The organism is Caulobacter sp. ErkDOM-E (assembly GCF_048541895.1).
Lineage (GTDB): Bacteria > Pseudomonadota > Alphaproteobacteria > Caulobacterales > Caulobacteraceae > Caulobacter.
Window position 1 is genome coordinate 626,653 of the sequence record NZ_CP183331.1, and the last position, 24,981, is coordinate 651,633.

Here is a 24,981-nt window from a genome sequence, read left to right on the forward strand (position 1 = left end):
GTCCTGGCCGGGATGACAAGCACAGGCTCCTCCCCATGCGTTACCTCCCCCTCACGCCCGAAGATCGCGCCGAAATGCTTGGCGTCATCGGCGTGGACGCGATCGACGCCCTGTTCGTCGACGTGCCCGCCTCCGCCCAGCGTTCCGGAACCGTCGACCTGCCGCTGCACGCCGGCGAACTGGAGGTCGAGCGCGAGATGTCGGCCCTGGCCAAGCGCAACCGCTCGGCGGGGGAGGGGCCCTTCTTCTGCGGCGCGGGGGCCTATCGCCATCATGTGCCGGCCACGGTCGACCACATCATCCAGCGGTCGGAATTCCTGACCAGCTACACGCCCTATCAGCCGGAAATCGCCCAGGGCACGCTTCAGGTGCTGTTCGAGTTCCAGACCCAGGTTGCGGCTCTGACGGGCATGGAAGTGGCCAACGCCTCGCTCTATGACGGCTCCACCGCCGCTGCCGAGGCGGTGATGATGGCCACCCGCGTGACCCGCCGCAACAAGGCGGTGATGTCGGGCGGCATCCATCCGCACTATGTCGAGACCATCGACACCCTGGCCCATGCGGCCGGCGTCGCCACCCAGCGCCTGGCCGTCGCCATCGACGCCGAGGACGCGGTGATCGCCGCGATCGACTCCGATACCGCCTGTGTCGTCGTCCAGACCCCCAACGTGTTCGGCACGGCCACCGACGTCAGCAAGATCGCCGCCGCCGCCCAGGCCGCCGGCGCCCTGCTGATCGTGGTCACCACGGAAGTCGTGTCGCTGGGCCTGCTGAAGTCGCCTGGCGAGATGGGCGCCGACATCGTCGTGGCCGAGGGCCAGTCGATCGGCAACGGCCTGAACTTCGGCGGTCCCTATGTCGGCCTCTTCGCCTGCAAGGAAAAATACATCCGCCAGGCCCCGGGCCGGCTGTGCGGCGAGACCGTCGACGCCGACGGCCGTCGCGGCTTCGTGCTGACCCTGTCGACCCGCGAGCAGCACATCCGCCGCGACAAGGCCACATCCAACATCTGCACCAACAGCGGCCTGTGCGCCCTGGCGTTCAGCATCCATATGAGCCTGCTGGGCGAGGTGGGCCTGCGTCAGCTGGCGGCGATCAATCACGAAAAAGCCCGCGCCTTGCGCGACGCCCTAGCCGCCGTCCCTGGCGTCGAGATCCTGACCTCGCGGTTCTTCAACGAGTTCGCCATCCGCGTGCCTGGCAAGGCCGCCGAGGTTGTCGAGACCCTGGCCGGTCACGGCATCATCGCCGGGGTGCCGTTCTCGCGCCTCGACGCCCATGCTGGCCTCGACGACGTGCTGCTGGTGGCCGCCACCGAGACCACCCTCGATATCGACATCACCTTCTTCGCCAAGGTTCTGGCCAAGGTCATCGCCCAATGAGCATGAACAGCGTCGGACGGCCGACCCGTCCCGAAACCGCCAATGACATCGTCGATGCGCATGCGACCCTGACCGGGGCTCGCGGTCTGCTGCAGGACGAAGCCCTGATCTTTGAGCTGGGCGGCTGGAACAAGACCGGCGTGGATCTGCCGGAAGCCTCGGCCCCCGCTGACGACCTGGGCGGCCTGCTGCGCACCGCGCCGATCGGCCTGCCGGGTCTCTCCGAGCCCGAAGCCGTGCGCCACTATGTGCGCCTGAGCCAGAAGAACCACGCCATCGACCTGGCGCTGTATCCGCTGGGCTCGTGCACGATGAAGCACAACCCGCGCCTCAATGAGAAGATGGCGCGCCTGCCAGGCTTCGCCGACATCCACCCGCTGCAGCCGCAGTCGACCGTGCAGGGCGCCCTGCAGCTGATGGACCGTCTGGCCCATTGGCTCAAAACTCTGACCGGCATGCCCGCCGTGGCCCTGACGCCCAAGGCCGGCGCCCATGGCGAGATGTGCGGCATGCTGGCCATCCGCGCCGCCCACGAGGCCAACGGCCAGGGTCATCGCAAGACCGTCCTGGCCCCGACCAGCGCCCACGGCACCAACCCCGCTACGGCGGCCTTCGTCGGCTACACCGTGGTCGAGATCGCCCAGACCGCTGATGGCCGGGTCGACCTGGCCGACCTGGCGTCCAAGCTCGGCGACCACGTGGCCGCCATCATGGTCACCAACCCCAATACCTGCGGCCTGTTCGAGCGCGACGTGGTCGAGATCGCGCGCCTGACTCATGCGGCCGGGGCCTATTTCTACTGCGACGGCGCCAATTTCAACGCCATCGTCGGCCGAGTGCGCCCGGGCGACCTGGGCGTCGACGCCATGCACATCAACCTGCACAAGACCTTCTCAACGCCCCACGGCGGCGGTGGGCCGGGCGCGGGGCCCGTGGTGCTCAGCGAGGCGCTCGCGCCCTTCGCGCCCACCCCCTGGCTCGTCCACGGCGACGATGGCTTCGCCCTGGTCGAACATGCCGGCGAGGCGGGCGCGGAAACCGCCTTTGGCCGCATGAGCGCCTTCCATGGCCAGATGGGCATGTACACCCGCGCCTATGCTTACATGCTCAGCCATGGGGCTGACGGCCTGCGTCAGGTAGCCGAGGACGCGGTGCTAAACGCCAACTACCTCAAAGCCCGTCTGTCGGACGTGATGAGCCCGGCCTTCCCGGACGGCCCGTGCATGCACGAAGCCCTGTTCGACGACAGCTGGCTGGAAGGCACCGGCGTGACCACGCTCGACTTCGCCAAGGCGATGATCGACGAGGGCTTCCACCCGATGACCATGTATTTCCCGCTGGTCGTCCATGGGGCGATGCTGATCGAGCCGACCGAAACCGAGAGCAAGCAGGAGCTGGATCGCTTCGTGGTGGCGCTGCGCGCCCTGGCCGGCGCCGCCAAGGCCGGCGATGTCGATCGTTTCAAGGGTGCGCCTTTCCACGCCCCCCTCAAGCGTCTCGACGAGACTCTGGCGGCCCGCAAGCCCCGGTTGAGGTGGAAACCTGTGGCTGAAGCGCCACTGGCCGCCGAATAGCAGGGAACTATTTCGACACGCGGCGATAGGGCGCCTTTACGGCGCCCTTATCGATCCACATATCAGGCTGGCGCGTCGGGCTGATTGGATTTTCCAGGGAGCAAGCGGAGCGCGTAGTCCATCAGCCCCCTCATGAATGTCTCAGTCGCCCTCGCCATGCCGCGCGCACGTTTTTCCCCTGCCGATGATCTCGCCCGCGAGATCGTGGCGCGCGTCCTGCGCGTCGTGCTGGTCGTGCTTGGCCTGCTGCTGGTGCTGGCCGGCGCGCTGATCGCGCCGCTGCCCGGCCCCCTGGGCCTGCCGCTGACGGTGGTTGGCCTGATGCTGGTGCTGCGCAACTCGTTCAAGGCCCGCAAGCAGTTCGTGCGCTTCCAGCATGCTCACCCCAAGCTGATCTTCCCGATTCGCCGGCTGCTGCGCCGCGAGCCCGAGGTGATCCTGGTGGCGTGGCAACAGGCTTTGCGGATCGAGCGGCTGGTCATCCCGCGCCGTTGGCGCGTGGCTGTGCGCTGGCGCAAGTCGATCAAGCGCCGTCGTCGGTGACGATCGCTTCAACCGCTGCCATCGAAATCAAGCACAAGGTCCGCCGGCGCGCCCGGTTGGCCTTGCTGCTGCGCGAGTCGGCGGCGCGCGCCTATCGCATCGCCGCGATCACCTTCGGCAGTGTGGTGATCCTGGCCGGCGCGGTCCTGACGCCCCTGCCGGGACACATCGGACTGCCGATGCTCGTGATCGGCCTGATGATCGTGCTGCGCTACTCGTTCCAGGCCCGCAAGACCTTCATCCGCTGGCAGCGCCGCCATCCCAAGCTGGTCTTCCCGATCCGGCGCCTGATGCGGCGCGAGCCCGAGGTGCTGCTCGTCTTCTGGCAGCAGTTGCTGCGCACGGAGAAGATGATCCTGCGCAAGGCGCGGTGGCGGGTGCTGAAGCGGGGACGCAAGCACGCCCGCCGGATGTGGACTCAAAGAAAAAGGGCGCAGCCATAAGGCCGCGCCCTTGATCGTTTAAGCCGTTCGCCGTCTGCTATTGCAGCTTGGCGGCCATCTGACCGATGGCCGCATCGACCAGCGGATCGCTCTTCAGACCTGCCAGACGCGCCGTCAGGATGGCTTCAGCAGACTGGGCGGCAAGGTCGACAGCCGCAGCCTTGACGTCCGCCGTAGCCTGGGCTTCGGCCTGAGCGATCTTGCGTTCGGCCATTTCGGCGCGGCGCTTGATCTGCTCCTCGAGCTTTTCCTTGGCTTCCTCGGCCAGACGCTTGGCGTCAGCCTTGGCGGCCTCGATCATGCCGGCGGCCTGACGTTCGGCGTCCTCGCGCTGAGCCTTGACGTCCGCGAGCAGGGCCTGGGCCTCTTCCCGCAGTTGCTGGGCTTCGTCGAGTTCGGCCTTGATCTTGGCGGCATGGGCGTCGAGCGCCCCGAACAGGGCACCGGGCAGGACCTTGAGCACGACCAGCAGGCCGAAGAACAGGACCAGCGCGACCAGAACCCAGAACTCGGGGTTTGAGAGGCTGAAAAGGGACTCGTGTTCCATCGTCTGTCTCTCCTTAGGCCGTGGCCGCCTTGAGCTCGGCGGCCGTGGCCGCCTTGCCCGTCAGCTTCTCGACGATGGCGCTGGCCGTATCCGAGGCCACGGCGCCGACATGGCTCATGGCCCGGTCGCGCGCGGCCTGGATGCCGGCTTCGGCGGTCGCCAGCTTCTCAGCCAGCACAGCCTCTTCCTTCGCCTGACGCTCGGCCGCAATGGCCGAAGCCTTGGCCTTGGCGTCCGCCGCAGTCCGTTGGGCCGAAGCGCGAGCCTCGGCGACCTCGGCCGCAGCCGCACGGGCCTGGACCTCGGCTTCGTCCTTCAGACGACGGGCGTCGGCGATGTCGCCGGCAATCTTGGCCCCGCGCGTCTCGATCGCGCCGCTGACCCGGGGCAGAAGGCCCTTGGACAGCACCACGTACAGAACGGCGAAGATGAGCAACAGCCAGACGATCTGGCCGCCCCAGTGCTCGAACTGCAGCTGCGGAAGTCCGCCGCCACCGTGAGCCTCGGGCGCACCAGTCGTCTCGACCGTGCCGTGAGTTTCCGTCGCCATGGGCGAAGACGCCTCTTAGATAAAAATCAAAGACTCGGAGCGAGCTGCTTCCGTTGGAAGCGGCTCGCGCCGGGGTTTAGGAGAAGAGGATCAGGAAGGCGATGACCAGGGCGAAGATGCCCAGGGCTTCCGTCAGGGCCATGCCCAGGAACAGCATCGGACGCTCTTGAGCGGCGGCGGTCGGGTTGCGCAGAGCGCCTTGGAAATAGTTACCGAACATCACGCCCAGGCCGATGCCTGCACCGATCATGCCCAGCATCGCCAGACCAGCGCCGATGTACTTCGCGGCTTCAGCTTCCATTGTGAGACTCCTAAAGATCGAAAGGTTGGAAAGGAAAAAAGGTGATCAGTGGCTGTCGAGGTGCACGACGTCGTTCAGATAGACGCAGGTGAGCACCGCGAACACGAAGGCCTGAAGGAAGGCCACCATGAACTCTAGAGCCGTCAGAGCAACGACGGAGGACAGGGCCAGCGCCGCGCCGGCCCAGCCGAGCACGCCCATGCCGCCCAGGGCGACGACGAAGCCGGCGAAGATCTTCAGCACCACGTGGCCGCCCAGCATGTTGCCGAACAGACGCAGGGCCAAGGTGACGGGGCGGATCAGGAACGATAGGATCTCGATCGGCACCAGCAGGAAATACAGCGGCCACGGCACGCCCGACGGGGCGAACAGCTTGAAGAACTTCAGGCCATTCTTGGCGAAGCCGACGGCGACTACGGTCAGGATGACCATCAGGCCCAGGGTCAGGGTGACGGCGATCTGCGACGTGGCGGTGAACACCAGGAACATCCCCTGGATGTTGGCGAACAGCACGAAGATGAACAGGGTGAAGACGAACGGCAGGTACTTCTTGCCATCGTGGCCGATGATCGACTCGGTCAGGCCGTTGACCAGTCCGTAGAGCATTTCGCCGAGGGACTGCAGGCGACCGGGCACGACCGCCTGTTTCGCAGAAGCCAGGACGTAGAACGCAATGACCAGGGTGGCGGCCAGCATCATGGCGGCCACGGAATTGGTGATCGACAGGTCGATCGCTTGGCCCAGCACGGTGACGGTCGGCAGTTCCACGATCTTCTGGATCTGGAACTGGTGCATCGGATCGGCCATTGGCCCTAGTCTCTCTTCTGCTTGGGGGCGGTAGACCCGCCTCCCGTGTCTTCGCCAGCCTGCTCCTCCGGAGCTTTTGCTGACGCCTGCGCGCTCAGTTTCGTCGCCTTGCGGACGACGGAGAATATTGACGCCCCCATGCCGATCAGCAGACCGCCAACCATGCCCCAGGGCGCCGTGTGGGCGAACTGATCGAGAACCCAGCCAAAGCCGAGACCCACCAGGACGCCGCCGATCATATCCGCCAGAAGCCGATAGCCGTCCTGGGACGATTTCTCGTGCTCCGCGCGCACCGGCTGTTCTGCCGCCTTCTTGGCCTCGAATGCGGCGAGCCGAGCGTCGAGGCTTTGTAGGGCCTTGTCGTTCGGTTCGTCGGCCTTGGGCATGGGAGCGGTCAGGTCCGAAAACGCCCGCGGATACGCCTGTAAGAGACGTATTTCCGGCCGGCTTGATCGCGGCGGAACCTATAGACCTCGCTGCGGTGCGTCAAGGTTGGCTTGGGGTGATGCAAGCGTCTGTATAATAAGGCGTTTTACGCTACGGCGCCCATCGGCGGGCAAAACCTTGCGGTGTCGGCTTCGTGTCCGGGGCGCAGGGCAAGAAAGCCGCGTGGCGAAGCCGCCCGTGAGGCCCGCCTGAGCGCAAGGCAAGGCTCCAACGTTCTGTATCGCCGCCGATCCGCGACATATCAGCCGCAGCCAGTCGTCGGTTCTACGCGCGCCCGGGATGACGCATTGCTTTTTGCATCATTTTGAGGTTTGAGAGCCGCGTCTTTCCCTTAGCCAGAAGATTCATGTCGCATCTGAAGAACACCGGTTTCTCCGATCGTATCTCCGCCGCCGCCGAGGCCAAGAAGGCCATGCTGGCGAAAATGAAGCCCAAGCCCACCGTCACGGATCCTGATTTCGACAAGCGTGAAGAGTTTCGCGCCGCCGAACTGGAAGCCGTTCGCGCGGCGCGCGCCGCAGCCCGCGAAGTCGTCCGCCTTGAGCAGTTGGCCAAGCAGGAAGCGATCCTCGCGGCCAAGCGCGCCGAGCGCAAGGAACGCAAGACCGACGCCGCCGCCGAGCAGAAGATGCGCAAGGAAGAGAAGGCCGCCCAGCGCGAGCAGCTTCGCTCCCTGGGGCGCAACACCAAGAGCGCCCGCGCTCACGAGTGGGGCAATCTGATCGGTTGATCAGACGGGAAGGGGCTATTGGCCCTTTCCGCTTCCTCCCGAGCCGCGACTCGACCGCATGGTCCAGGCTCTCAAGCCTGCCATGCGGGAGGGCCGGCCCATGGACCTTGTCCAACCTGAACTGCTGGCGACGATGTTCGCCGTGGCCGCGCTGGCCGGAGCTTTCGACGCCATAGCGGGCGGCGGAGGACTTCTGACCCTGCCGGCGCTCCTGCTGGCGGGCCTTGATCCTGTCGCGGCGCTGGCCACCAACAAGCTGCAGGGCTCCTTTGGTTCGGTGTCGTCGACCATCGCCTTCGCGCGTCGCGGCCTGATTGACTGGAAGACCGCCCTGCCGGTCGCCCTCTCCGCCGGCCTCGCGGGCCTGTGCGGCGCCCTTTGCGCCAGCCTGCTGTCACCGACCTTTCTCAAGGCCCTGGTGCCGATCCTGCTGATCGTCATCGCGCTGTATTTCGCGCTCTCCAAGGCCCTGAAGGCCGAGGACGGCCTCGCCCGACTGACCCTGCCGGTGTTCGCCGGCTTCGTCGCGCCGCTGGTCGGCTTTTATGACGGCATCTTCGGGCCGGGCGCTGGGGCTTTCTACATGGTCGCGATCGTGACCCTGCTGGGCTATGGCGCGCTGAAGGCCACCGCCCACACCAAGCTGGCCAACGCCGCCAGCAATCTGGGCAGCCTGGTTCTGTTCATTCTCAAAGGCGCGGTGATCTGGCCGATCGGCCTGGCCATGGCCGCCGGGGCCTTCCTCGGCGCTCAGGTCGGCTCGCGGCTGGCCATGCGGTTTGGCGCCGGGCTGATCCGGCCGCTGTTGGTGACAATGTCATGCGCCATGGCGGTGAAGCTGCTGGCTGATCCGCAGAACCCGCTGCGACTGGCGCTGTCGCAGCTGATCGGCGGCTGAAGCTCTACTGCGCGGCGACCAGCTGCTCGGCCGTCGACAGGTCCACGCTGACCAGCTGGCTGACGCCCCGCTCGCCCATGGTGACACCGAACAGGCGGTCCATCCGGCTCATGGTCACCGGATTGTGGGTGATGGCGATGAAGCGGGTCTGGGTGCGGCGGCGCATCTCGTCGAGCATGTTGCAGTAGCGGTCGACATTGGCGTCATCCAGCGGCGCGTCGACTTCGTCGAGCACGCAGATCGGAGCCGGGTTGGCCAGGAACACGCCGAAGATCAGGGCGCTGGCCGTCAGGGCCTGCTCGCCGCCGCTCATCAGGCTCATGCTGGCCATGCGCTTGCCGGGCGGGCAGGCGTAGATCTCAAGACCTGCTTCGAGAGGGTCATCGTTCTCGACCAGCCGCAGCTCGGCCTGACCGCCGCCGAACAGGGCCTGGAAGAGGGTCTGGAAATGGCCGTTGATCACCTCGAAGGCGGCCAGCAGGCGCTCGCGGCCCTCGGCGTTCAGCTCCTCGATGCCGGCCCGCAGCTTGCCGACGGCGCCCGACAGGTCGGCGCGTTCGGTGCGCATGGTCTCCAGGCGCGCCGCATATTCCTGGGCCTCTTCCTCGGCTCGCAGGTTCACCGGGCCGATGGCGTCACGCTCTCTTTCGAGCGCGAAGAGGTGGGCTTCCACACCTGCCGCGTCCTTGGGCACGGCCACGGCCTCGCCGGCGACGTGGCGACCCAGTTCCTCGGGCTCCATGCGCACCGATTCGCGGATATTGCCGGCGATCTCGGCGAAGCGGCCTCGGGCGCCGTCCAGGTGGGCGACCAGGGCAGCACGCCGCTCGCGGGCCTCGCCAGCGGCCTGGTCGGCGGCGCGGGCGGCGCGGTCGGCGGTCAGCCGGGCGGTTTCGGCCTCTTCCAGGGCGTCGCTGGCCCTGGTGCGGCGCGCCTCTGCGGCGCCGAACTCGTCCAGCAGGACCAGCAACTTTTCCTTCAGGACAGCCGGCGCCTCGCGGGCGGCTTCCAGGGCGTCGGCGGCCTTGATGCGGTCGGCCTCCAGCGCGGCGGTGCGCTTGCCGGCCGCTTCAGCCCGGCGCGTCCAATCGCCGTGATCGCGTTCCAGGCTTTCCAGCCGGCGCTGGCGGCCGGCCCGTTCGCGGGTCTCGACATCCAGAGCGGCGCGAGCGGTCGAGGCGGCTTCCCGGGCGCCGGCGGCGGCCTGCCGGGCCTGCGCAAGCTGCGGCGCCAGGTCGGCGGCGCCCGTCGCGCCGGCATGCTCGGCTCGCACGGCGGTGAGGGCGGTCTCGGCCTCGACGTGTTCTGCCTCAAAGCGGGCGATGGTCTCGTCCAGCGATTGGGCCCTCGCCGCGCGAAGCGCGGCCTGGCGTTCGAACTGGGCGACGGCGTCGCGGGCGCCGGCTAGCAGGCGCTCGGCGTCCGGCGGCGCCCGGCGCCGGTCGCGCAGGGCCTCTTCGGCGATTCGCAAGGCGTCCGAAGCGGTCCTCAGGGCGGCGGCTGTGGCCTCGGCGCGCGGCGCCTGAAGGTCGATCTCGGCTTCCACCTCGGCCAGGCGGGTGCGCTGCTCCAGCCGGACGGCGGCGGGCCTGGGGGCGTCGGCGCGGGCGACGAAGCCGTCCCAGCGCCACAGGTCGCCCTCCTTCGAGACCAGCCGCATGCCGGGCGTCAGGCTCTTCTGAAGCCGCTCGCCATCGGCGCGCTCGACCACGGCGGTCAGGGCCAGGCGCGCGGCCAGCTCGGGCGGCGCCTTGACCAGCGGCGCCAGGGCCTGCGCCCCGTCTGGCCACGAGGGCGACGGCGCCTCGGCGCCGCCCCAGTAGGACGGCGCGCGCGCGTCCAGGGCCGCGTCCAGATCGTCTCCGAGGGCGGCGGCCAGCGCCGCGCCATAGCCCTTGTCGGGCGAAACGGCGTCGAGGGCCGGGGCGTGGCCGCTCTTGCTGCGCGGCGCGGTCAGTTGGGCCAGACCCCGGGCCTCGGTGCGCAGACGGCCCAACTGGTCTTCCAGGCTGCGCGCCAGCTGGCGCGCCATGGCCTCCTGCTCGGCAGCCTTGGCGCGCTCGGCTTCGGCGGCTTCCAGGGCAGCGCGGGCGGCGGTCAGGGCGGCCTGAGCATTGTCGAAACGCTGGCGGGCGTCGGCGGCGGCTGGATCGCTCTCCGGGCCAAGGGCCCCGCGTTCTGACCTGGCCTGGTCGAGGGCGCGGACCGTGCGGGCCAGGCGCCCCTCGGCATCGGCCAGCCGCGCTGCGGCGGCGCGGGCGCGGGCGTCCTCGGCGGCGGCGCGGGCGGCTAGCTGCTCGACCACGGCCTCGGCGTCGGCGCGCGCCTCCTCGGCGGCCTCGGCGGCGGCGGCCAGTTCGGGGCCGCGCTCGGGCGCGGCGGCGACGAGGGCTCGAACCTCGGACAGCTCGGCGTCGAGCCGGGCAAGAGCCTGGACGGCGTCCTGCTGGGTCTGCGCCTCGCGCGCCCGGTCGTCATCAATGCGGGCCAGATCCGCCGACAGGCGCTGGAACTCGGCCGCCGCAGCCTCGGCCTCGCGCTCGGCGCGGTCTTTCTGGATGGCCAGTTGGCCCAACACGGCCTGGGCGATGGTCGCCTCCTCGCGCAGGGGCGGCATGGCGGCCTCGGCGCGGGTGATCTCGACCTGGGCGGCGGCGGCGGCGCGGGCGGTGTCTTCGACGGCGCGAGCAGCGTCGGTCGCCTCGGTCTGGGTGCGATGCAGGGTGTCGCGGGCCTCGGCCCAGCGTGCGAAAAGCACCGCGCCCTGCACGGCCCGGATCTCGGCTGACAGTCGCTTGTACTTCTCGGCCTGGCGGGCTTCGCGACGCAGGCGATTGAGGGCCGTCTCAAGTTCTCGGGCCACGTCCTCGAGGCGCGAGAGATTGGTCTCTGCGGCCCGCAACCGCAGCTCGGCCTCGTGGCGGCGGGTGTGAAGTCCCGAGACGCCGGCGGCTTCTTCCAGGATGCGGCGGCGGTTCTGCGGCTTGGCGCCGATCAGCTCGCTGATCTGGCCCTGGCGCACCAGGGCCGGCGAATTGGCCCCGGTCGAGGCGTCGGCGAACAGCAGCTGCACGTCGCGGGCCCGCACCTCGCGGCCGTTGATGCGATAGGTCGAGCCCTCGCCCCGGTCGATACGGCGCACGACCTCAAGCACCGGGTCGTCATTGAACTGGGCGGGCGCCGTGCGGTCGGCATTGTCGATGGTCAGGGTGACGTCGGCGTGGTTGCGGGCCGGACGCGCGCCGCTGCCGGCGAAGATCACGTCGTCCATGCCGCCGGCTCGCATGGCCTTGGCCGAATTGGCGCCCATCACCCAGCGCAGGGCTTCCAGCAGGTTGGACTTGCCGCAGCCATTGGGCCCGACAATGCCGGTCAGGCCGGGCTCGATCCTGAACTCGGTCGGCTCGACGAAGGACTTGAAGCCCGTAAGGCGCAGGCGCAGGAACTGCACGGAGGCGGCTCCCTCCGCCTCAGCCCTTGGCCGACGAGGCCAGGGCGGCCTTGAGGCTTTCGGCGGTCAGTTCGCCGGGGACCTTGCGGCCATCGAGGATGAAGGTGGGGGTGACCTGGACCTTGTCGCGGACGCCGGCGATCTCGACACGTTCATTGAGCGCGGCCAGGGCCTGCTGATCCTGTAGAGCGGCGGTGAACTGGGCTTCAGTCAGGCCAAAGTCCTTGCCGATGGCCAGCAGGCCTTCCCAGAGCTCGCCGCCCTGAAGGATGATGGTCTGCCTGGCGAACACCGCGTCCAGCACGGCGAAATAGCGGGGCGCGCCCACGCGACGGGCCAGCAGGAAGGCGGCGGCGGCGAACTCTACGGGTCCGGTCAGGAACTCGCGAAACACCAGCCGCACCTTGCCGGTGTCGATATAGGCCTTGCGGATGGCCGGCAGGTCGTCGTTCCACCAGTGGCCGCAATGGGGGCAGCTGGGGGAAGCAAAGACCACCAGCTGCACCGGCGCCTTCGGCGATCCCATGACCATGTCGCCCGGCGCGGCCGGCAGCGGCGCGGCGCGCGCCATCGCCGGCCCGGCCGCGAGGACCAGGCTGGAAGCGATCAGCGCGCGACGGTCGAGAGGCAAGGCGGCGTCCTTACTTGGAAGCGGCGGCGATGGCCGCGTCCAGCTCGGCCAGGCTGCGCTCGCCGCCGGCGGCGTCGCCGACCACCTTGCCGTTGACGATGAAGGTCGGGGTGCCCTGGACGTTGAAGGCCTTGGCGTTCTTCTCGACGCGATCATTCAGGGCCTTCAGCGCCTTCTCATCGGTGACGCAGGCGTTGAACTTGGCTTCGTCCAGGCCGGCCGACTGGCCGATGCGCAGAAGAACCTCGCGGAACTGGCCGGTGGTGAACATCTCTTCCTGGGCGCGATAGACCGAGTCGACGACCTCGAAATACTTGTCCTTGCCGGCGCAGCGGGCCATCAGGAACGAGGCGGCGGCGACCTGGGCGGGCGGGGTCAGCATCTCGCGATAGACGAAATTGACCTTGCCGGTGTCGATGTACTTGGCCTTGAAGGCGGGAAAAACTTCCTCGTTCCAGCGGGCGCAGTGGCTGCACGAGGCCGAGGCGTATTCGATCACGGTGATCTTGGCGTCGGGATTACCCCGGCTCATATCGTCGGCCGAGACGGCGTCCTTCTTCGAGCAGGCCGAGAGGCCAACGCCCAGCGAGGCGGTGAGTGCGACGGCGGTCAGGAGCCGGCGGGTCAGCGGACGCATGATCGATCTTCCTTGAGGCGAGAACGTTGGAGTTAAGCGCGATTCTTTAGGCGTGCGAAAACGGCGCTGATAAGGCCTTGGCATGAGCGCAATCGCGGCGGGGTTGTCAATGTGTCGGCTTTAGCCAGGGTCATTGCGCAACACCCCGCGCCCCAGTTTCATCAGGGCGTCCTTCAGGCCGCCGTCGGGCTGGTCGGCCAGGCTGTCGGTCAGCTGGCGTTCCAGGGCGGCGTCCAGCGGCGGCTTGCGGCGCGAACGCTGGACGGGCGCGGCCGCCGGCGCGCTGAGCGGTCCCTGCACGATGCGCAGCCGGGTGACAGTTCCCCGGCCCAGCAGCATGTCGAGGCGGGCGGTGATCTGCGGGGCCTGATGCTGGATCAGCGACGCGACGGGACCATCGACCCGCAGTTCCAGCGCCCCGCCAGCGCCGTTGCGGCCCTTGATGATGCGGACCGGTTCGGTGCGGCGGGCCAGGGTCTCGCCGACGATTTCCTTCCAGCGGGTCTTCAGGGCGGCCGGGCCCTGACCGTATTTTTCCTCTAGCGCCTTCAGCAGCGGCGCGAGGTTCTTGCCCGCCGGCGGCGGTGGGCGAATCTGCGGCCGGGTGCGGCGCTGGCGCAGGATCGCGAGGGCCTCTTCGGCGGTGGGCAGGGGGCGGCGGGCCATGGCCGCAGCGTAGCAGACAGCGCAAACGCCAGCCGCCAAAATCTGTCATCCCGGACAAGTCCGGCGATAGCCGGGCGCAGATCCGGGAGCGCCGGAAGCGCGGCGTTCACGTGTCGCTCCCGGATCTGCGCGCTTTGCGCTTGTCCGGGATGACAAGTTTGGAGGGGCTCTGTCATAGGGGAGGGATGCGTGACATGCCCGCCCTCCGCTCAAGCCTGCTGGCCTGGTATGACCGTCAGGCCCGAGACCTGGCCTGGCGTGTCGGCCCCGCCGACCGGCGCGGCGGGGTGCGCAGCGATCCCTATCGGGTGTGGCTGTCCGAAGTGATGCTGCAGCAGACCACCGTGCCGCACGCCACGCCCTATTTCCTGAGCTTCACGGAGCGATGGCCGACGGTGCTGGACCTCGCCGCCGTAGAGGACGGCGAACTTATGGGGGCCTGGGCGGGGCTGGGTTACTATGCCCGGGCTCGCAACCTTCTGGCCTGCGCCCGGGCCGTGGCCGGTCAGCATGGCGGGGTGTTTCCGGATACGGAGGACGGCCTGCGGGCCCTGCCGGGCGTCGGGGCCTATACCGCCGCCGCCGTGGCCGCCATCGCCTTTGACCGGCAGGCCAATGTCGTCGACGGCAATATCGAGCGGGTGATGGCGCGCCTGTTCGCCGTCGAGACCCCCGTGCCCGACGCCAAGCCGGAGCTAAAATCGCTGGCGGGCGATCTGGTCACGGCCGAGCGGCCCGGCGACTGGGCCCAGGCGCTGATGGATCTGGGCGCCACGGTCTGCCGGCCCAAGTCGCCGCTGTGTGATCTCTGCCCGATCTCGGATTGGTGCGAGGGCCGCAAGACCGGCGCGCCGGAGACCTATCCGCGCAAGACGAAGAAGGCCGACCGGCCCCGGCGTTACGGCGTCGCTTACCTGCTGACCCGGGGCGATGAGGTGGCGCTGGTGCGTCGTCCGCCCAGGGGTCTTCTGGGCGGCATGCTGGGGTTGCCGACTTCGGATTGGCGAAGTGCGCCGTGGTCGGATGAAGAGGCGCTCGCCGCCGGTCCGACCGCCGCCGCCTGGCGTGACCGGGGCGCGATCGAGCACGTCTTCACGCACTTTTCCCTGACCCTGCGGGTTTTCGCCGCCGACGGCGCCAATGCCGGCGACTTCGTCTGGACGCCTCGGCAGGGGCTGGGCGCCCTGCCCAGCGTGTTCCTGAAAGCGGCCCTGGCAGGCGAGGTGCTGGTCTAGTTCATCCCCGCCCGGACCTGGGCCCGCAGCACGTCGATGGGCGCCAGGCCCGCGTCGGTCTTGAAGTGCCAGTAGGTCCAGCCGTTGCAGGCCGGGGCCGATTGCACCAGGGCGCCGATCTTGTGGATCGAGCCCGACAGGTCGCCCACCGTGATCGAGCCGTCGGCCCGCACCTTGGCCGCATGGGCGCCCTTGGAGCAGAACAGGGTGTCGCCGGGGCTGAGCAGGCCGCTCTCGACGATGGTGCCGAACGGCACGCGCGGTTCGCTGCGCTTGGAGCCCATCACGTCGAGGTCTTCCGGCGCGATCGGGATGACCTTGGCGATGCGGGTCTTGGCGTGCTCGATATAGTCAGACTCGCGCTCGATGCCGACGAAGCGGCGGCCCAGGCGCTTGGCGGCCGCGCCGGTGGTGCCGACCCCGAAGAACGGATCCAGGATCACGTCGCCCGGCTTGGTGGTCGACAGGATCACCCGGTAGAGCAGGGCCTCGGGCTTCTGGGTCGGGTGGGCCTTGTTGCCATCCGAACCCTTGATGCGCTCCTCGCCTGTGCACAGCGGGATGGTCCAGTCCGAGCGCATCTGCACCTCGTCATTGGCCATCTTCAGGGCGTCGTAGTTGAAGGTGTAGCGCTTGGCCGCCTGGCTCTTGGAGGCCCAGATCAGGGTCTCGTGGGCGTTGGCAAAGCGGGTGCCCTTGAAGTTGGGCATCGGGTTGGACTTGCGCCAGATGACGTCGTTGAGGATCCAGAAGCCCAGATCCTGCACCGCCACGCCGACGCGGAAGATGTTGTGATAGCTGCCGATCACCCAGATCGCGCCGTCGTCCTTCAGCACCCGGCGGGCGGCCTTCAGCCATTCGCGGGTGAACTTGTCGTAGGCGGCGAAGCTCTCGAACTGGTCCCAGTGGTCGTCGACCGCGTCGACCTTGGAATTGTCCGGCCGCAGCAGGTCGCCGCCCAGCTGCAGATTGTAGGGCGGGTCGGCGAAGATCAGGTCGACCGACTTCTCGGGCAGGGCGTTCATCGCCTCGATGCAGTCGCCCTGAATGATGGTTTCCGGCCCGAAGGTCATGTCCGCGTCCTGTAAAACAACAAACGGAATCATGAGTCTTGATGGTGAAGGCCGGGTTGAGAAGCGTGGTTAGCGAAAGGTGAACGGCCCCTTTCAGGCAGTTTACTTCCCTAGCGGCGCCCAGCTGATCGTATCGGCTCACACGCCAGATCCGCGCCAGACGGGCGGCGTGATCCGGGAGAACGCCATGCAGAGCCCCCTTGAAGCGCTGGACCTCAGCCGCAAGAGCCCCTTCTACCAGGACCACCACGCCGCCTGGCGCGACACCCTGCGCCGCTGGGTGGCCAAGGAGATCATGCCCTTCGTCGACGACTGGGACGAGGCCGGCGAATTTCCGCGCGAGCTCTATCGCAAGGCCTCGGAGATCGGCCTGCTGGGCCTGGGCTGGCCCGAGGAATATGGCGGCTCGCCGTCCGATCCGTTCATGTCGATCATCACCAGCCAGGAGATGGCCCGCCACGGGGCGGGCGGGGTCAATGCCAGCCTGATGAGCCACGGCATCGGCCTGCCGCCGATCCGGGCCCTGGGCAGCGATGAGTTGAAGACCCGGATCATTCCGCCGGTCCTGGCCGGCGAGAAGATCTCGGCCCTGGCCATCACCGAGCCCTCGGCCGGCTCCGATGTCGCCGCCCTGACCACCACGGCCCGGCGCGAGGGCGACGTCTATGTCGTCAACGGCGGCAAGACCTACATCACCAGCGGCATGCGGGCCGACTTCTACACGGTGGCGGTGCGCACCGGCGGCGAGGGGGCCGGCGGCATCTCGCTGCTGTTGATCGAGCGCGACCGCGAGGGCTTTTCGCGCACGCCGCTGAAGAAGCAGGGCTGGTGGGCGTCCGACACCGCCAGCCTCTATTTCGACGACGTGCGGGTGCCGGTCGAAAACCTGATCGGGGCCGAGAACCAGGGTTTCGCCGGCATCATGCGCAACTTCAACGGCGAGCGGATCGGCATGACCGCCGGGGCGCTGGGCTTCTCGCGTGTCTGCCTGGAGGACGCGATCGTCTGGGCCCGCGAGCGCAAGACCTTTGGCAAGCGCCTGGCCGACCACCAGGTGATCCGCCACAAGCTGGCCGACATGTACAAGCGCATCAGCGTCACCCAGGCCTGGCTGGAGACCCTGGCCTGGCGGATCAGCCAGGGCGAGCAGCCGATCGCCGAGATCGCCCTGCTCAAGGTCCAGGCCACCGAGACGCTGGAATATTGCGCCCGCGAGGCCATGCAGGTGATGGGCGGGGCCGGCTATATGCGCGGCAGCCGCATCGAGCGCATCTATCGCGAGGTGCGGGTCAACGCCATCGGCGGCGGCTCGGAGGAGATCATGCGCGACCTGGCCGCGCGGCAGATGGGGATCTAGTCGCTGCGGCCCATGGGGTTGAGGCCCTGGGCGGCTAGTTTCACTGGCGCCCAGCTCATCCGGTGGATGGGCGAAGGGCCCAGCCGGCGCAGGCCTTCGACATGGCTCTTGGCGTGATAGCCCTTGTGGCCGGCAAAGCCGTAGCCCGGATAGAGGCTGTCCATCTCGACCATGATCCGGTCGCGGGCCTCCTTGGCCAGGATCGAGGCCGCAGCGATCGAGCACGACAGGCTATCGCCCTTGATCACGGTCTGGACCGGGCAGGGCAGCTTGAAGGCATAACTTCCATCAACCAATGCAAAGGCCGGCGTCACCGCCAGCGCCTCGATGGCCCGGCGCATGGCCAGGCCCGCCGCGTGCAGGATGTTGAGGTCGTCGATTTCCTCGATGCTGGCCAGGCCCACGCCCCAGGCGATGGCCGTCGCCTTGATCTCGATCTCCAGGGCCGCGCGGGCTTTCGCCGACAGTTTCTTGGAGTCGTTGAGCCCCTTGGGAATACGGGTCGGGTCCAGGATTACCGCCCCGGCGCTGACGGGCCCGGCCCAGGGGCCACGGCCGGCCTCATCCACCCCGCAGACCGGGCCGGGTCCGCAGGCCAGTTCGAGCATCATGTCGGGACCTGGAGGCATGGAGTGTGTCTAGGGAGATTTGGCCGGTCATTCAAATTGTCATCCCGGCTGGGCGCGCTGCGCTACGCCCGGGGTCAAAGGGCTTGAGAGAAGCCTAGGCTGGGCGTGGTCCCGCTCAGCTGCATCCCCGCCATTTCAGGGCGGGAACGACGGCCATACGGGTTGGGCCTGGCTGTCCCGGCGCCATTTCATCACCTGATGAAAAAAGGCTGGCGTTGCGTCGTTCTCTGAGTGACAGTGCGGCTATTCGCGGTTCGATGAATTCGCGAGTTCCGAGCACGTGTCCGCCACAAGGACCCGGTTCGGGTGGGCGGAACGTACAAGGGAGGGGAAACCCAATGACTTCGATGTGGAAGGCTGCGCTGCTGGCTGGCGCGGCATGGGGCGCGGTCGCGACGGCCGTTTCGGCTCAAGAGCAGGCTCCGGCCGGCGCCGGGCAAGGGCTGACCGTGGACTCGGTGGTCGTCACCGCCCGCCGTCGCGAGGAAAACCTCAAGGACGTTCCGGTCGCCGTCTCGGCCTATAGCGGCGAGACCCTGGCCCGTCAGGGCGGCGCGGACATCACCGTCCTGCAGCAGACGACCCCCAACATCACGGTTCAGACCGCGCGCGGTTCGAACTCGACCCTGATCTCCTACATCCGCGGCATCGGCCAGCAGGATCCGCTGTGGGGCTATGAGCCCGGCGTGGGCCTGTATGTCGACGACGTCTATATCTATCGCCCGCAAGGCGCCGTGCTCGACGTGTTCGACGTGGAGCGCATCGAAGTGCTGCGCGGCCCGCAGGGCACGCTGTACGGCCGCAACACCATCGGCGGCGCGATCAAGTATGTGACCAAGCGCCTGGGCGACGAAGCCCATGGCAAGGTCCGCGGGACCTATGGCAGCTTCAATCAGACCGATCTGCTGGTCTCGGGCCAGACGCCGTTGGGCGGCGGCCTTTCGGTGGGCGGCGCCTATGCCCTCTACAAGCGCGACGGCTACGGCAAGAACCTGACCACCGGCGCCGAGCACTACAACAAGGACGTCCAGGCCATCCGCCTCAGCGCCGAATATGCGCCCAGCGAGGACCTGTTCTTCCGCCTGGCCTATGACAAGGTGCAGGACGACTCCAACCCCCGCCACGGCCATCGCGAACTGCCGGCCCTGGTCGGCGGCTACAAGGTGCTGGACGTCTATGACACCCAGGCCGGTTTCGGCGACGATAACTCGGTCGAGACCGAGGGCCTGTCGCTGACCGGTGAATGGAACGCCAGCGACACCGTGACCCTCAAGTCGATCACGGCCAGCCGCAAGGGCCACACCGACACCGTCATCGATTTCGACGGCACCCCGCTGAACACCCTCGACATCCCGGCCACCTATGACGACCGGTCGTTCTCGCAGGAGCTGCAGGCGGTCTATTCGGACGAAAACGTCCAGGGCGTGTTTGGCCTGTACTACATGAACAGCCAGGCCTCGGGCGAATTCGACACCATCGCTGGCAATCTGGGCCTGTCCATCGCCGACGGCGGCAAGGTCAGCACCCAGAGCTTCGCGGCCTTCTTCGACTTCAGCGCCAACCTGACCGACAAGTTCAAGGTCTCGCTGGGCGCCCGCGCCACGCGCGATCACAAGCGCAGCAACACCTTCCGCCTGTTCTATCTGGGCGCCACGCGCAGCCCCTATCAGGGCGGCACGCCGCGTCCGGTCCTGCAGACCCGCACCAACTACAGCGCCCAGACCACCTTCTCGCAGTTCACCCCGCGCATCAGCGCCTCATATGAGCTGAGCGACGACCTGAACACCTACGCGTCGTTCTCGAAGGGCTTCAAGTCGGGCGGTTGGGACATGCGCGGCGACGCTCTGATCACCCCGCAGACCGTCAATGGCTACAAGCCCGAAACGGTCGACGCCTATGAAGTCGGTCTGAAGGGCTATCTGTTCGACCGTCGCGTCTCGTTCGCCTCGGCCGCCTTCCTGTCGAAGTACCACGACCAGCAGGTGTCGACCCAGGTGGTTGTCCCGAGCGGCATCGCCAGCTCGATCGACAACGCCGGCGAGGCGACCATGTACGGCGTCGAATTCGAAGCCAAGGCCAAGCTGACCGCCAATCTTTCGGCCAATGTCGCGGTGGGCTACATCCACGCCGAGTACGACACCTTCAGCCGGTTCGTGCCTGGCGGCGCGCCCAACCCCCTCAATCCGGCGACGACCGTGCCGGCCGGTGGCCAGGTGATCAACGTCGCCAAGCTTTATGGCCTGCAGAACACGCCGGAATGGACGGGCAATGTCAGCCTGACCTGGACGGCGGACGTGGCCGGCGGCCTGCTTGCCGTCACCCCCATGATCAGCTATCGCGGCGACTATCAGCAGTTCGAGCTGCCGCTGCCACTGCTGGACCAGAAGGCTTACACCCTGGTCGACATGACAGCGATATGGACGGCGCCGGGCGGCGGCTACAAGCTTGCCCTGACCGGCAAGAACCTGACGGACGAGCGTTATCGGATCGGCGGCTATAACTTCGGCGTCCCGACCTATAACAACTCGGTCATCGGTTTCTATGGCCCGCCGCGCACGGTCTCGGCGAGCCTCGAAGTCGCATTCTGATCTAGGTAAAAACTGGCGGTGGTTCGCTGCAACGAGCCACCGCCATTTGTTTGTCTGAACTATCACGCGTAGCGGGGCACCATGAGCGACAACCAGATCGAGCAATCGGCGACGGGGTCGCGCTACCGCTATGTCGTGCTGGCGATGTTGATCCTCGCCTACACCTTCAATTTCCTGGATCGGCAGATCCTCGGCATCCTGGCCGGGTCGATCAAGGCCGACCTGCACCTTACCGACACCCAGATCGGCCTGATGGGCGGGGTCGCGTTCGCCGCGCTCTACACCACGCTGGGCGTGCCGCTGGCCTGGCTGGCCGACCGTGTCAGCCGGACCTGGATCATGACCGCCGCCCTGACCGTCTGGAGCGGTTTCACGGTGGCCTGCGGGTTCGCCGGCGGCTTCTGGAGCCTGTTCCTGTCGCGCATGGGCGTCGGCGTAGGCGAGGCCGGCGGCGTGGCCCCGGCCTATTCGCTGATCAGCGACTACTTCCCCAAGGACCAGCGGGCCCGGGCCCTGGCGGTCTATTCGTTTGGCATCCCGCTGGGCACGGCCCTGGGCGTGCTGTTCGGCGGCCTGATCGCGGCCTATGTCAACTGGCGCGTCGCCTTTATCATCGTGGGCCTGGCCGGCGTGCTGCTGGCCCCGATCTTCAAGTGGGTGGTCAAGGATCCGCCGCGCGGCGGCATGGACCGTGAACCCGGGGAGGCCGCGCCTCTGGTCGCGCCCAGGGCCCCGGCCTTCGGCAAGGTGCTGGCCACCATCCTTCCCAAGCCCAGCTTCTGGCTGCTGTCGTTCGGCGCGGCCTGTTCGTCGATCTGCGGCTATGGCGTGGCCTTCTGGTTGCCGACCTTCTTCCAGCGCAGCTTCGGCCTGACCCTGCCCGAACGGGCCCTGTTCTACAGCGCCCTGTCGCTGATCGGCGGCGTGGCTGGCATCTGGCTGGGCGGCGTGCTGGCCGACAAGTTTGGCTCCAAGAACAAGGCGGCCTACGCCCTGGCTCCAGCCATCTGCTTCCTGGTAGCCCTGCCGTGCTTCCTGCTGGCCATGAACGTCAATTCGATGGTCTGGGCCTTCCTGCTGTTCCTGATTCCGACCGGTCTGAACCTGGCCTGGCTGGGACCCATTGTCGCAGCGGTGCAGCATCTGGCCCCGGCCTCGATGCGGACCACGACCTCAGCTCTGTTCCTGCTGATCAACAACCTGCTGGGTCTGGCCGTGGGCCTGTGGTTCTTCGGCTATGTCTCCGACCTGCTGGCCCCGCGCTACGGCGCCGAGTCGATGCGCTATGCCCTGTATTATGGCCTGGGCTTCTATGTCGTCGCTGCTGGCCTGCTGATCCTGGCCTCACGCCGACTGAAGCAGGACTGGGTGGAGTAGCTCGGCGTCCCAAGCTTGACCTTGGTTCTGTCACGCGACCTGCCTATAGGAGCGGGCGAAATTCGGGGGACGACATGTCAGGGTTCAAGCTTCTTTCCGGCGCTATGCTCGCCGTTGCACTGCTTGCGGCCTCGGTTCCGGCCCAGGCCGCCGACCCGCTGACCGAGCGCACGGAAAAGCTCAAGTTCGAGTTCAAGAAGGGCAAGAGCTTTCTGCAACCCGGCTATGCCATGGGCGAGTACAGCGGCATCACCCGCCAGTCGGCCAGCACCACCTCGGCCCTGGGGCTGTATGGCAGCGCCAAGTCCAAGGCCGAGATCAGCCTGAACTCGCCCAGCCTGGGCGCCGTCACGATCAAGTGCAAGGGCGGCGAAAGCCGCACGGCCCTGGGCTGGATCACGTTCGATCGCGACAAGCTGGCCTATGTCTGCACGTTCGAGGGCGCCGGCCCCGAGGCGGCGTTCACCCTGGTGCAGTCCAAGGGCGGCCTGATGGCCCGCCTGCAGACGCCGCAGCGCGCCGCTGAATTGCGGCTTGGCGCAGTCACCCTGCGGGCCGAGTCCAAGCAGGTCGGCGCCATGCCCTTCGGACTGACCGCCGGCGCCGTGGGCTATGTGATCCGCAACGGCGACCAGGACGTCGCCGCCGTCGATCTGAGCGGCCTCGGCAAGATCGCCTACCTGCCGTCCAAGGGCGCCGCAGAGCGTGACGCCGCAGCCGTCATGGCCGTGATCCTGATCCTGTTCATGGACAACCCGGTCTAGGCGTTCAGCTGGATTGAGGCCCGCGGCAAGCGCGGGACCGGTAACAGTGCCTTAGGGGCAGGGGCTTCCTTGCCTTGGGCGCTCACGACGGCGGCGCCGCTGTCCTTTCGGACATAAGAAGCGCGCAAGGGGCCACCTTATCGGCCAAGCGCGGTTGCGCCTGCGAAATCACGCTCCTATAACCCGGCCACATTTCAGAAAAGCCGTCGTCGAGACCAGGCACTCATGAACATCCACGAACACCAAGCCAAAGCCGTACTCGCTGAGTTCGGCGCCCCCGTTCCGCGCGGCTTTGCCGTCTTCACAGCGGACGAGGCCTTCGCCGCCGCCGAGAAGCTGGGAACGCCGGTTTTCGTCGTAAAGAGCCAGATCCACGCCGGTGGCCGTGGCAAGGGCACGTTCGAGGGCCTCGGCCCCGACGCCAAGGGCGGCGTTCGCGTCGTCAAGTCGGCGGCTGACGTCAAGACCAACGCCGCCGAAATGCTCGGCCGCGTGCTGGTGACGCACCAGACCGGCCCCAAGGGCAAGCAGGTCAATCGCCTCTACATCGAAGAAGGCGCGGCGATCGCCAAGGAATTCTACCTGTCGCTACTGGTCGATCGCGAAACTTCGATGGTCTCCGTCGTGGCCTCGACTGAAGGCGGCATGGACATCGAGGACGTGGCCCACGCCACCCCGGAAAAGATCCACAGCTTCTCGATCGACCCCGCCACCGGCGTGTGGCCGACCCACCAGCGTGCGCTGGCCAAGGCCCTGGGCCTGACCGGCGGCCTGGCCAAGGAAGCCGCCGTGCTGCTGACGCAGCTCTATACGGCGTTCCTGGCCAAGGACATGGCCATGCTGGAGATCAACCCGCTGATCGTCACCGCCGACGATCACCTGAAGGTCCTGGACGCCAAGCTGTCGTTCGACGGCAACGCCCTCTATCGCCACCCGGACATCAAGGCTCTGCGCGACGAGAGCGAAGAAGACCCCAAGGAAATTGAAGCCTCGAAGTACGACCTGGCCTATATCGCCCTCGACGGCGAAATCGGCTGCATGGTCAACGGCGCTGGCCTGGCCATGGCCACTATGGACATCATCAAGCTGTACGGCGCCGAGCCGGCCAACTTCCTCGATGTCGGCGGCGGCGCCAACAAGGAGAAGGTCACCGCGGCCTTCAAGATCATCACCGCTGACCCCGCCGTGAAGGGCATCCTGGTCAACATCTTCGGCGGCATCATGCGCTGCGACATCATCGCGGAAGGCGTCATCGCCGCCGTGAAGGAAGTCGGCCTGCAGGTTCCGCTGGTGGTGCGCCTGGAAGGCACCAACGTCGAACTCGGCAAGAAAATCATCTCGGAAAGCGGCCTGAACGTCATCGCCGCCAACGACCTGTCTGACGGCGCCGAAAAGATCGTCGCAGCCGTGAAGGGTGCTCGCTAAATGTCGATCCTCATCGGTTCTGAAACCAAGGTCATCTGCCAGGGCATCACCGGCGCCCAGGGCACGTTCCACTCCGAACAGGCCATCGCCTACGGCACCAAGATGGTCGGCGGCGTCACCCCCGGCAAGGGCGGCCAGACCCACATCGGCCTGCCCGTGTACGACACGGTCGGCGAAGCCAAGGAAGCCACCGGCGCCGACGCCTCGGTGATCTACGTGCCGCCTCCCTTCGCGGCCGACTCGATCCTGGAAGCCATCGACGCCGAGATCGGCCTGATCATCTGCATCACCGAAGGCATTCCCGTGCTGGACATGGTCAAGGTGAAGAAGGCTCTGCAGGGCTCGCGCTCGCGCCTGATCGGCCCCAACTGCCCCGGCGTCCTGACGCCCAACCAGTGCAAGATCGGCATCATGCCGGGCGGCATCTTCTCGGCCGGCTCGGTCGGCGTCGTGTCGCGTTCGGGCACCCTGACCTATGAAGCCGTGTTCCAGACCACCAACGCTGGCCTCGGCCAGACCACGGCGGTCGGCATCGGCGGCGACCCGGTCAAGGGCACCGAGTTCATCGACATCCTGGAACTCTTCCTCGCCGACGAAGCCACCAAGTCGATCGTCATGATCGGCGAAATCGGCGGCTCGGCCGAAGAAGAAGCCGCCCAGTTCATTGCTGACGAAGCCAAGCGCGGCCGCAGCAAGCCCATGGTCGGCTTCATCGCCGGCCGCACGGCCCCTCCCGGCCGTCACATGGGCCACGCCGGCGCGATCATTTCGGGCGGCAAGGGCGGCGCGGAAGACAAGATCGCGGCGATGGAAGCTGCGGGCATCCGCGTTTCGCCGTCGCCGGCCAAGCTGGGCGAAACCCTGCTTGAGGTCCTCAAGGGCTAAAGACACACCGAAACCCCGCCTCGCGGGGCCCAGGTTTTTTG

24 protein-coding genes are annotated in these 24,981 nt (G+C 67.5%); 13 read left to right on the plus strand and 11 right to left on the minus strand.

The features are described from left to right. Nucleotides 1–35 precede the first annotated feature (35 nt). From gcvPA to ACN2C7_RS03175, 4 genes are all read left to right on the plus strand, one after another. The gene (gene gcvPA / locus ACN2C7_RS03160) at nucleotides 36–1,382 is read left to right on the plus strand and encodes an aminomethyl-transferring glycine dehydrogenase subunit GcvPA (protein WP_419319786.1); all 1,347 of its coding nucleotides are present in this window, start codon (nucleotides 36–38) and stop codon (nucleotides 1,380–1,382) included. After that, complete coding sequence (gene gcvPB, locus ACN2C7_RS03165) at nucleotides 1,379–2,956, plus strand: aminomethyl-transferring glycine dehydrogenase subunit GcvPB (protein WP_419319788.1); 1,578 nt, start codon at nucleotides 1,379–1,381, stop codon at nucleotides 2,954–2,956. The genes gcvPA and gcvPB overlap by 4 nt, the downstream gene beginning before the upstream one ends. Before the next feature lie 132 nt (nucleotides 2,957–3,088). Beyond that, the gene (locus ACN2C7_RS03170) at nucleotides 3,089–3,499 is read left to right on the plus strand and encodes a hypothetical protein (RefSeq protein ID WP_419319790.1); all 411 of its coding nucleotides are present in this window, start codon (nucleotides 3,089–3,091) and stop codon (nucleotides 3,497–3,499) included. Beyond that, a complete protein-coding gene (locus tag ACN2C7_RS03175) occupies nucleotides 3,496–3,942 on the plus strand; it encodes a hypothetical protein (RefSeq protein ID WP_419319791.1) in 447 nt (148 codons plus the stop codon). The genes ACN2C7_RS03170 and ACN2C7_RS03175 overlap by 4 nt, the downstream gene beginning before the upstream one ends. Before the next feature lie 37 nt (nucleotides 3,943–3,979). Here ACN2C7_RS03175 and ACN2C7_RS03180 read toward each other — a convergent pair whose 3' ends face one another. The 5 genes from ACN2C7_RS03180 to ACN2C7_RS03200 form a co-directional block, all read right to left on the minus strand. Then, the gene (locus ACN2C7_RS03180; protein ID WP_419319793.1) at nucleotides 3,980–4,489 is read right to left on the minus strand and encodes a F0F1 ATP synthase subunit B; all 510 of its coding nucleotides are present in this window, start codon (nucleotides 4,487–4,489) and stop codon (nucleotides 3,980–3,982) included. A 13-nt stretch (nucleotides 4,490–4,502) separates the two neighbouring features. Further along, the gene (locus ACN2C7_RS03185; RefSeq protein ID WP_419252996.1) at nucleotides 4,503–5,039 is read right to left on the minus strand and encodes a hypothetical protein; all 537 of its coding nucleotides are present in this window, start codon (nucleotides 5,037–5,039) and stop codon (nucleotides 4,503–4,505) included. A 76-nt stretch (nucleotides 5,040–5,115) separates the two neighbouring features. Beyond that, nucleotides 5,116–5,340 carry a F0F1 ATP synthase subunit C gene (locus tag ACN2C7_RS03190; protein WP_108505567.1) on the minus strand — a complete coding sequence of 75 codons (225 nt, stop codon included), beginning with the start codon at nucleotides 5,338–5,340 and terminating at the stop codon, nucleotides 5,116–5,118. Between the two features lie 45 nt (nucleotides 5,341–5,385). Next, the gene (locus ACN2C7_RS03195; protein ID WP_419319795.1) at nucleotides 5,386–6,147 is read right to left on the minus strand and encodes a F0F1 ATP synthase subunit A; all 762 of its coding nucleotides are present in this window, start codon (nucleotides 6,145–6,147) and stop codon (nucleotides 5,386–5,388) included. Nucleotides 6,148–6,152: 5 nt separating this feature from the next. Further along, a complete protein-coding gene (locus tag ACN2C7_RS03200) occupies nucleotides 6,153–6,533 on the minus strand; it encodes an AtpZ/AtpI family protein (RefSeq protein WP_419319797.1) in 381 nt (126 codons plus the stop codon). Between the two features lie 407 nt (nucleotides 6,534–6,940). Here ACN2C7_RS03200 and ACN2C7_RS03205 point away from each other — a divergent pair, with 407 nt between their 5' ends. Together ACN2C7_RS03205 and ACN2C7_RS03210 are read left to right on the plus strand one after the other, a co-directional pair. Continuing rightward, nucleotides 6,941–7,324, plus strand: a complete 384-nt coding sequence (locus tag ACN2C7_RS03205; protein ID WP_419252993.1) for a DUF6481 family protein — start codon at nucleotides 6,941–6,943, stop codon at nucleotides 7,322–7,324. A 100-nt stretch (nucleotides 7,325–7,424) separates the two neighbouring features. Beyond that, nucleotides 7,425–8,222 (plus strand): TSUP family transporter, encoded by a 798-nt coding sequence (locus tag ACN2C7_RS03210; RefSeq protein ID WP_419319798.1) that lies wholly within the window; start codon nucleotides 7,425–7,427, stop codon nucleotides 8,220–8,222. A gap of 4 nt (nucleotides 8,223–8,226) precedes the next feature. On the opposite strand, the gene smc is transcribed toward ACN2C7_RS03210, so the two are convergent. From smc to ACN2C7_RS03230, 4 genes are all read right to left on the minus strand, one after another. Further along, complete coding sequence (smc, locus tag ACN2C7_RS03215) at nucleotides 8,227–11,673, minus strand: chromosome segregation protein SMC (protein ID WP_419319799.1); 3,447 nt, start codon at nucleotides 11,671–11,673, stop codon at nucleotides 8,227–8,229. Nucleotides 11,674–11,692: 19 nt separating this feature from the next. Next, nucleotides 11,693–12,304, minus strand: coding sequence for a thioredoxin domain-containing protein (locus tag ACN2C7_RS03220; RefSeq protein ID WP_419319800.1), 612 nt, complete (start codon nucleotides 12,302–12,304; stop codon nucleotides 11,693–11,695). A gap of 10 nt (nucleotides 12,305–12,314) precedes the next feature. Beyond that, a complete protein-coding gene (locus ACN2C7_RS03225; protein ID WP_419319801.1) occupies nucleotides 12,315–12,941 on the minus strand; it encodes a DsbA family protein in 627 nt (208 codons plus the stop codon). Between the two features lie 120 nt (nucleotides 12,942–13,061). After that, on the minus strand, nucleotides 13,062–13,607 hold the full coding sequence (locus tag ACN2C7_RS03230; protein ID WP_419319802.1) for a DUF721 domain-containing protein: 546 nt from the start codon (nucleotides 13,605–13,607) through the stop codon (nucleotides 13,062–13,064). Nucleotides 13,608–13,792: 185 nt separating this feature from the next. Here ACN2C7_RS03230 and mutY point away from each other — a divergent pair, with 185 nt between their 5' ends. Beyond that, a complete protein-coding gene (gene mutY / locus ACN2C7_RS03235) occupies nucleotides 13,793–14,842 on the plus strand; it encodes an A/G-specific adenine glycosylase (RefSeq protein WP_419319803.1) in 1,050 nt (349 codons plus the stop codon). Here the strand turns inward: mutY and ccrM are convergent. Further along, nucleotides 14,839–15,915, minus strand: coding sequence for an adenine-specific DNA-methyltransferase CcrM (gene ccrM, locus ACN2C7_RS03240; protein ID WP_419252986.1), 1,077 nt, complete (start codon nucleotides 15,913–15,915; stop codon nucleotides 14,839–14,841). The genes mutY and ccrM overlap by 4 nt on opposite strands. A 187-nt stretch (nucleotides 15,916–16,102) precedes the next feature. Here ccrM and ACN2C7_RS03245 point away from each other — a divergent pair, with 187 nt between their 5' ends. Continuing rightward, nucleotides 16,103–17,272: an acyl-CoA dehydrogenase family protein gene (locus tag ACN2C7_RS03245; RefSeq protein WP_419319804.1), complete on the plus strand. Its 1,170-nt coding sequence runs from the start codon at nucleotides 16,103–16,105 to the stop codon at nucleotides 17,270–17,272. Here ACN2C7_RS03245 and ACN2C7_RS03250 read toward each other — a convergent pair. Beyond that, nucleotides 17,269–17,901, minus strand: coding sequence for a ribonuclease HII (locus ACN2C7_RS03250; protein WP_419319805.1), 633 nt, complete (start codon nucleotides 17,899–17,901; stop codon nucleotides 17,269–17,271). The genes ACN2C7_RS03245 and ACN2C7_RS03250 overlap by 4 nt on opposite strands. 338 nt (nucleotides 17,902–18,239) lie before the next feature. Here ACN2C7_RS03250 and ACN2C7_RS03255 point away from each other — a divergent pair, with 338 nt between their 5' ends. The 5 genes from ACN2C7_RS03255 (at nucleotide 18,240) to sucD (ending at nucleotide 24,940) form a co-directional block, all read left to right on the plus strand. Next, nucleotides 18,240–20,489 carry a TonB-dependent receptor gene (locus tag ACN2C7_RS03255; protein ID WP_419319806.1) on the plus strand — a complete coding sequence of 750 codons (2,250 nt, stop codon included), beginning with the start codon at nucleotides 18,240–18,242 and terminating at the stop codon, nucleotides 20,487–20,489. A gap of 81 nt (nucleotides 20,490–20,570) precedes the next feature. Then, complete coding sequence (locus ACN2C7_RS03260) at nucleotides 20,571–21,866, plus strand: spinster family MFS transporter (protein WP_419319808.1); 1,296 nt, start codon at nucleotides 20,571–20,573, stop codon at nucleotides 21,864–21,866. 104 nt (nucleotides 21,867–21,970) lie between these two features. Then, a complete protein-coding gene (locus tag ACN2C7_RS03265) occupies nucleotides 21,971–22,630 on the plus strand; it encodes a hypothetical protein (protein ID WP_419319810.1) in 660 nt (219 codons plus the stop codon). A 225-nt stretch (nucleotides 22,631–22,855) separates the two neighbouring features. Further along, complete coding sequence (gene sucC, locus ACN2C7_RS03270) at nucleotides 22,856–24,055, plus strand: ADP-forming succinate--CoA ligase subunit beta (protein ID WP_419319811.1); 1,200 nt, start codon at nucleotides 22,856–22,858, stop codon at nucleotides 24,053–24,055. Next, nucleotides 24,056–24,940, plus strand: coding sequence for a succinate--CoA ligase subunit alpha (gene sucD / locus ACN2C7_RS03275; protein WP_419319812.1), 885 nt, complete (start codon nucleotides 24,056–24,058; stop codon nucleotides 24,938–24,940). The last annotated feature ends 41 nt before the right edge of the window (nucleotides 24,941–24,981 follow it).

Bases quoted from the DNA above. Each gene is read 5' to 3' on its own strand.
- ACN2C7_RS03225 (WP_419319801.1), bottom strand. From the start codon at position 12,941: ATGCGTCCGCTGACCCGCCGGCTCCTGACCGCCGTCGCACTCACCGCC.
- ACN2C7_RS03185 (WP_419252996.1), bottom strand. From the start codon at position 5,039: ATGGCGACGGAAACTCACGGCACGGTCGAGACGACTGGTGCGCCCGAG.
- ACN2C7_RS03245 (WP_419319804.1), top strand. From the start codon at position 16,103: ATGCAGAGCCCCCTTGAAGCGCTGGACCTCAGCCGCAAGAGCCCCTTC.
- gcvPA (WP_419319786.1), top strand. From the start codon at position 36: ATGCGTTACCTCCCCCTCACGCCCGAAGATCGCGCCGAAATGCTTGGC.
- ACN2C7_RS03200 (WP_419319797.1), bottom strand. From the start codon at position 6,533: ATGCCCAAGGCCGACGAACCGAACGACAAGGCCCTACAAAGCCTCGAC.
- gcvPB (WP_419319788.1), top strand. From the start codon at position 1,379: ATGAGCATGAACAGCGTCGGACGGCCGACCCGTCCCGAAACCGCCAAT.
- ACN2C7_RS03195 (WP_419319795.1), bottom strand. From the start codon at position 6,147: ATGGCCGATCCGATGCACCAGTTCCAGATCCAGAAGATCGTGGAACTG.
- ACN2C7_RS03255 (WP_419319806.1), top strand. From the start codon at position 18,240: ATGACTTCGATGTGGAAGGCTGCGCTGCTGGCTGGCGCGGCATGGGGC.
- ACN2C7_RS03190 (WP_108505567.1), bottom strand. From the start codon at position 5,340: ATGGAAGCTGAAGCCGCGAAGTACATCGGCGCTGGTCTGGCGATGCTG.
- ACN2C7_RS03210 (WP_419319798.1), top strand. From the start codon at position 7,425: ATGGACCTTGTCCAACCTGAACTGCTGGCGACGATGTTCGCCGTGGCC.
- ACN2C7_RS03250 (WP_419319805.1), bottom strand. From the start codon at position 17,901: ATGCCTCCAGGTCCCGACATGATGCTCGAACTGGCCTGCGGACCCGGC.
- sucC (WP_419319811.1), top strand. From the start codon at position 22,856: ATGAACATCCACGAACACCAAGCCAAAGCCGTACTCGCTGAGTTCGGC.
- ACN2C7_RS03265 (WP_419319810.1), top strand. From the start codon at position 21,971: ATGCTCGCCGTTGCACTGCTTGCGGCCTCGGTTCCGGCCCAGGCCGCC.
- mutY (WP_419319803.1), top strand. From the start codon at position 13,793: ATGCGTGACATGCCCGCCCTCCGCTCAAGCCTGCTGGCCTGGTATGAC.
- ACN2C7_RS03170 (WP_419319790.1), top strand. From the start codon at position 3,089: ATGAATGTCTCAGTCGCCCTCGCCATGCCGCGCGCACGTTTTTCCCCT.
- ACN2C7_RS03230 (WP_419319802.1), bottom strand. From the start codon at position 13,607: ATGGCCCGCCGCCCCCTGCCCACCGCCGAAGAGGCCCTCGCGATCCTG.
- ccrM (WP_419252986.1), bottom strand. From the start codon at position 15,915: ATGACCTTCGGGCCGGAAACCATCATTCAGGGCGACTGCATCGAGGCG.
- ACN2C7_RS03260 (WP_419319808.1), top strand. From the start codon at position 20,571: ATGAGCGACAACCAGATCGAGCAATCGGCGACGGGGTCGCGCTACCGC.
- ACN2C7_RS03205 (WP_419252993.1), top strand. From the start codon at position 6,941: ATGTCGCATCTGAAGAACACCGGTTTCTCCGATCGTATCTCCGCCGCC.
- sucD (WP_419319812.1), top strand. From the start codon at position 24,056: ATGTCGATCCTCATCGGTTCTGAAACCAAGGTCATCTGCCAGGGCATC.
- ACN2C7_RS03180 (WP_419319793.1), bottom strand. From the start codon at position 4,489: ATGGAACACGAGTCCCTTTTCAGCCTCTCAAACCCCGAGTTCTGGGTT.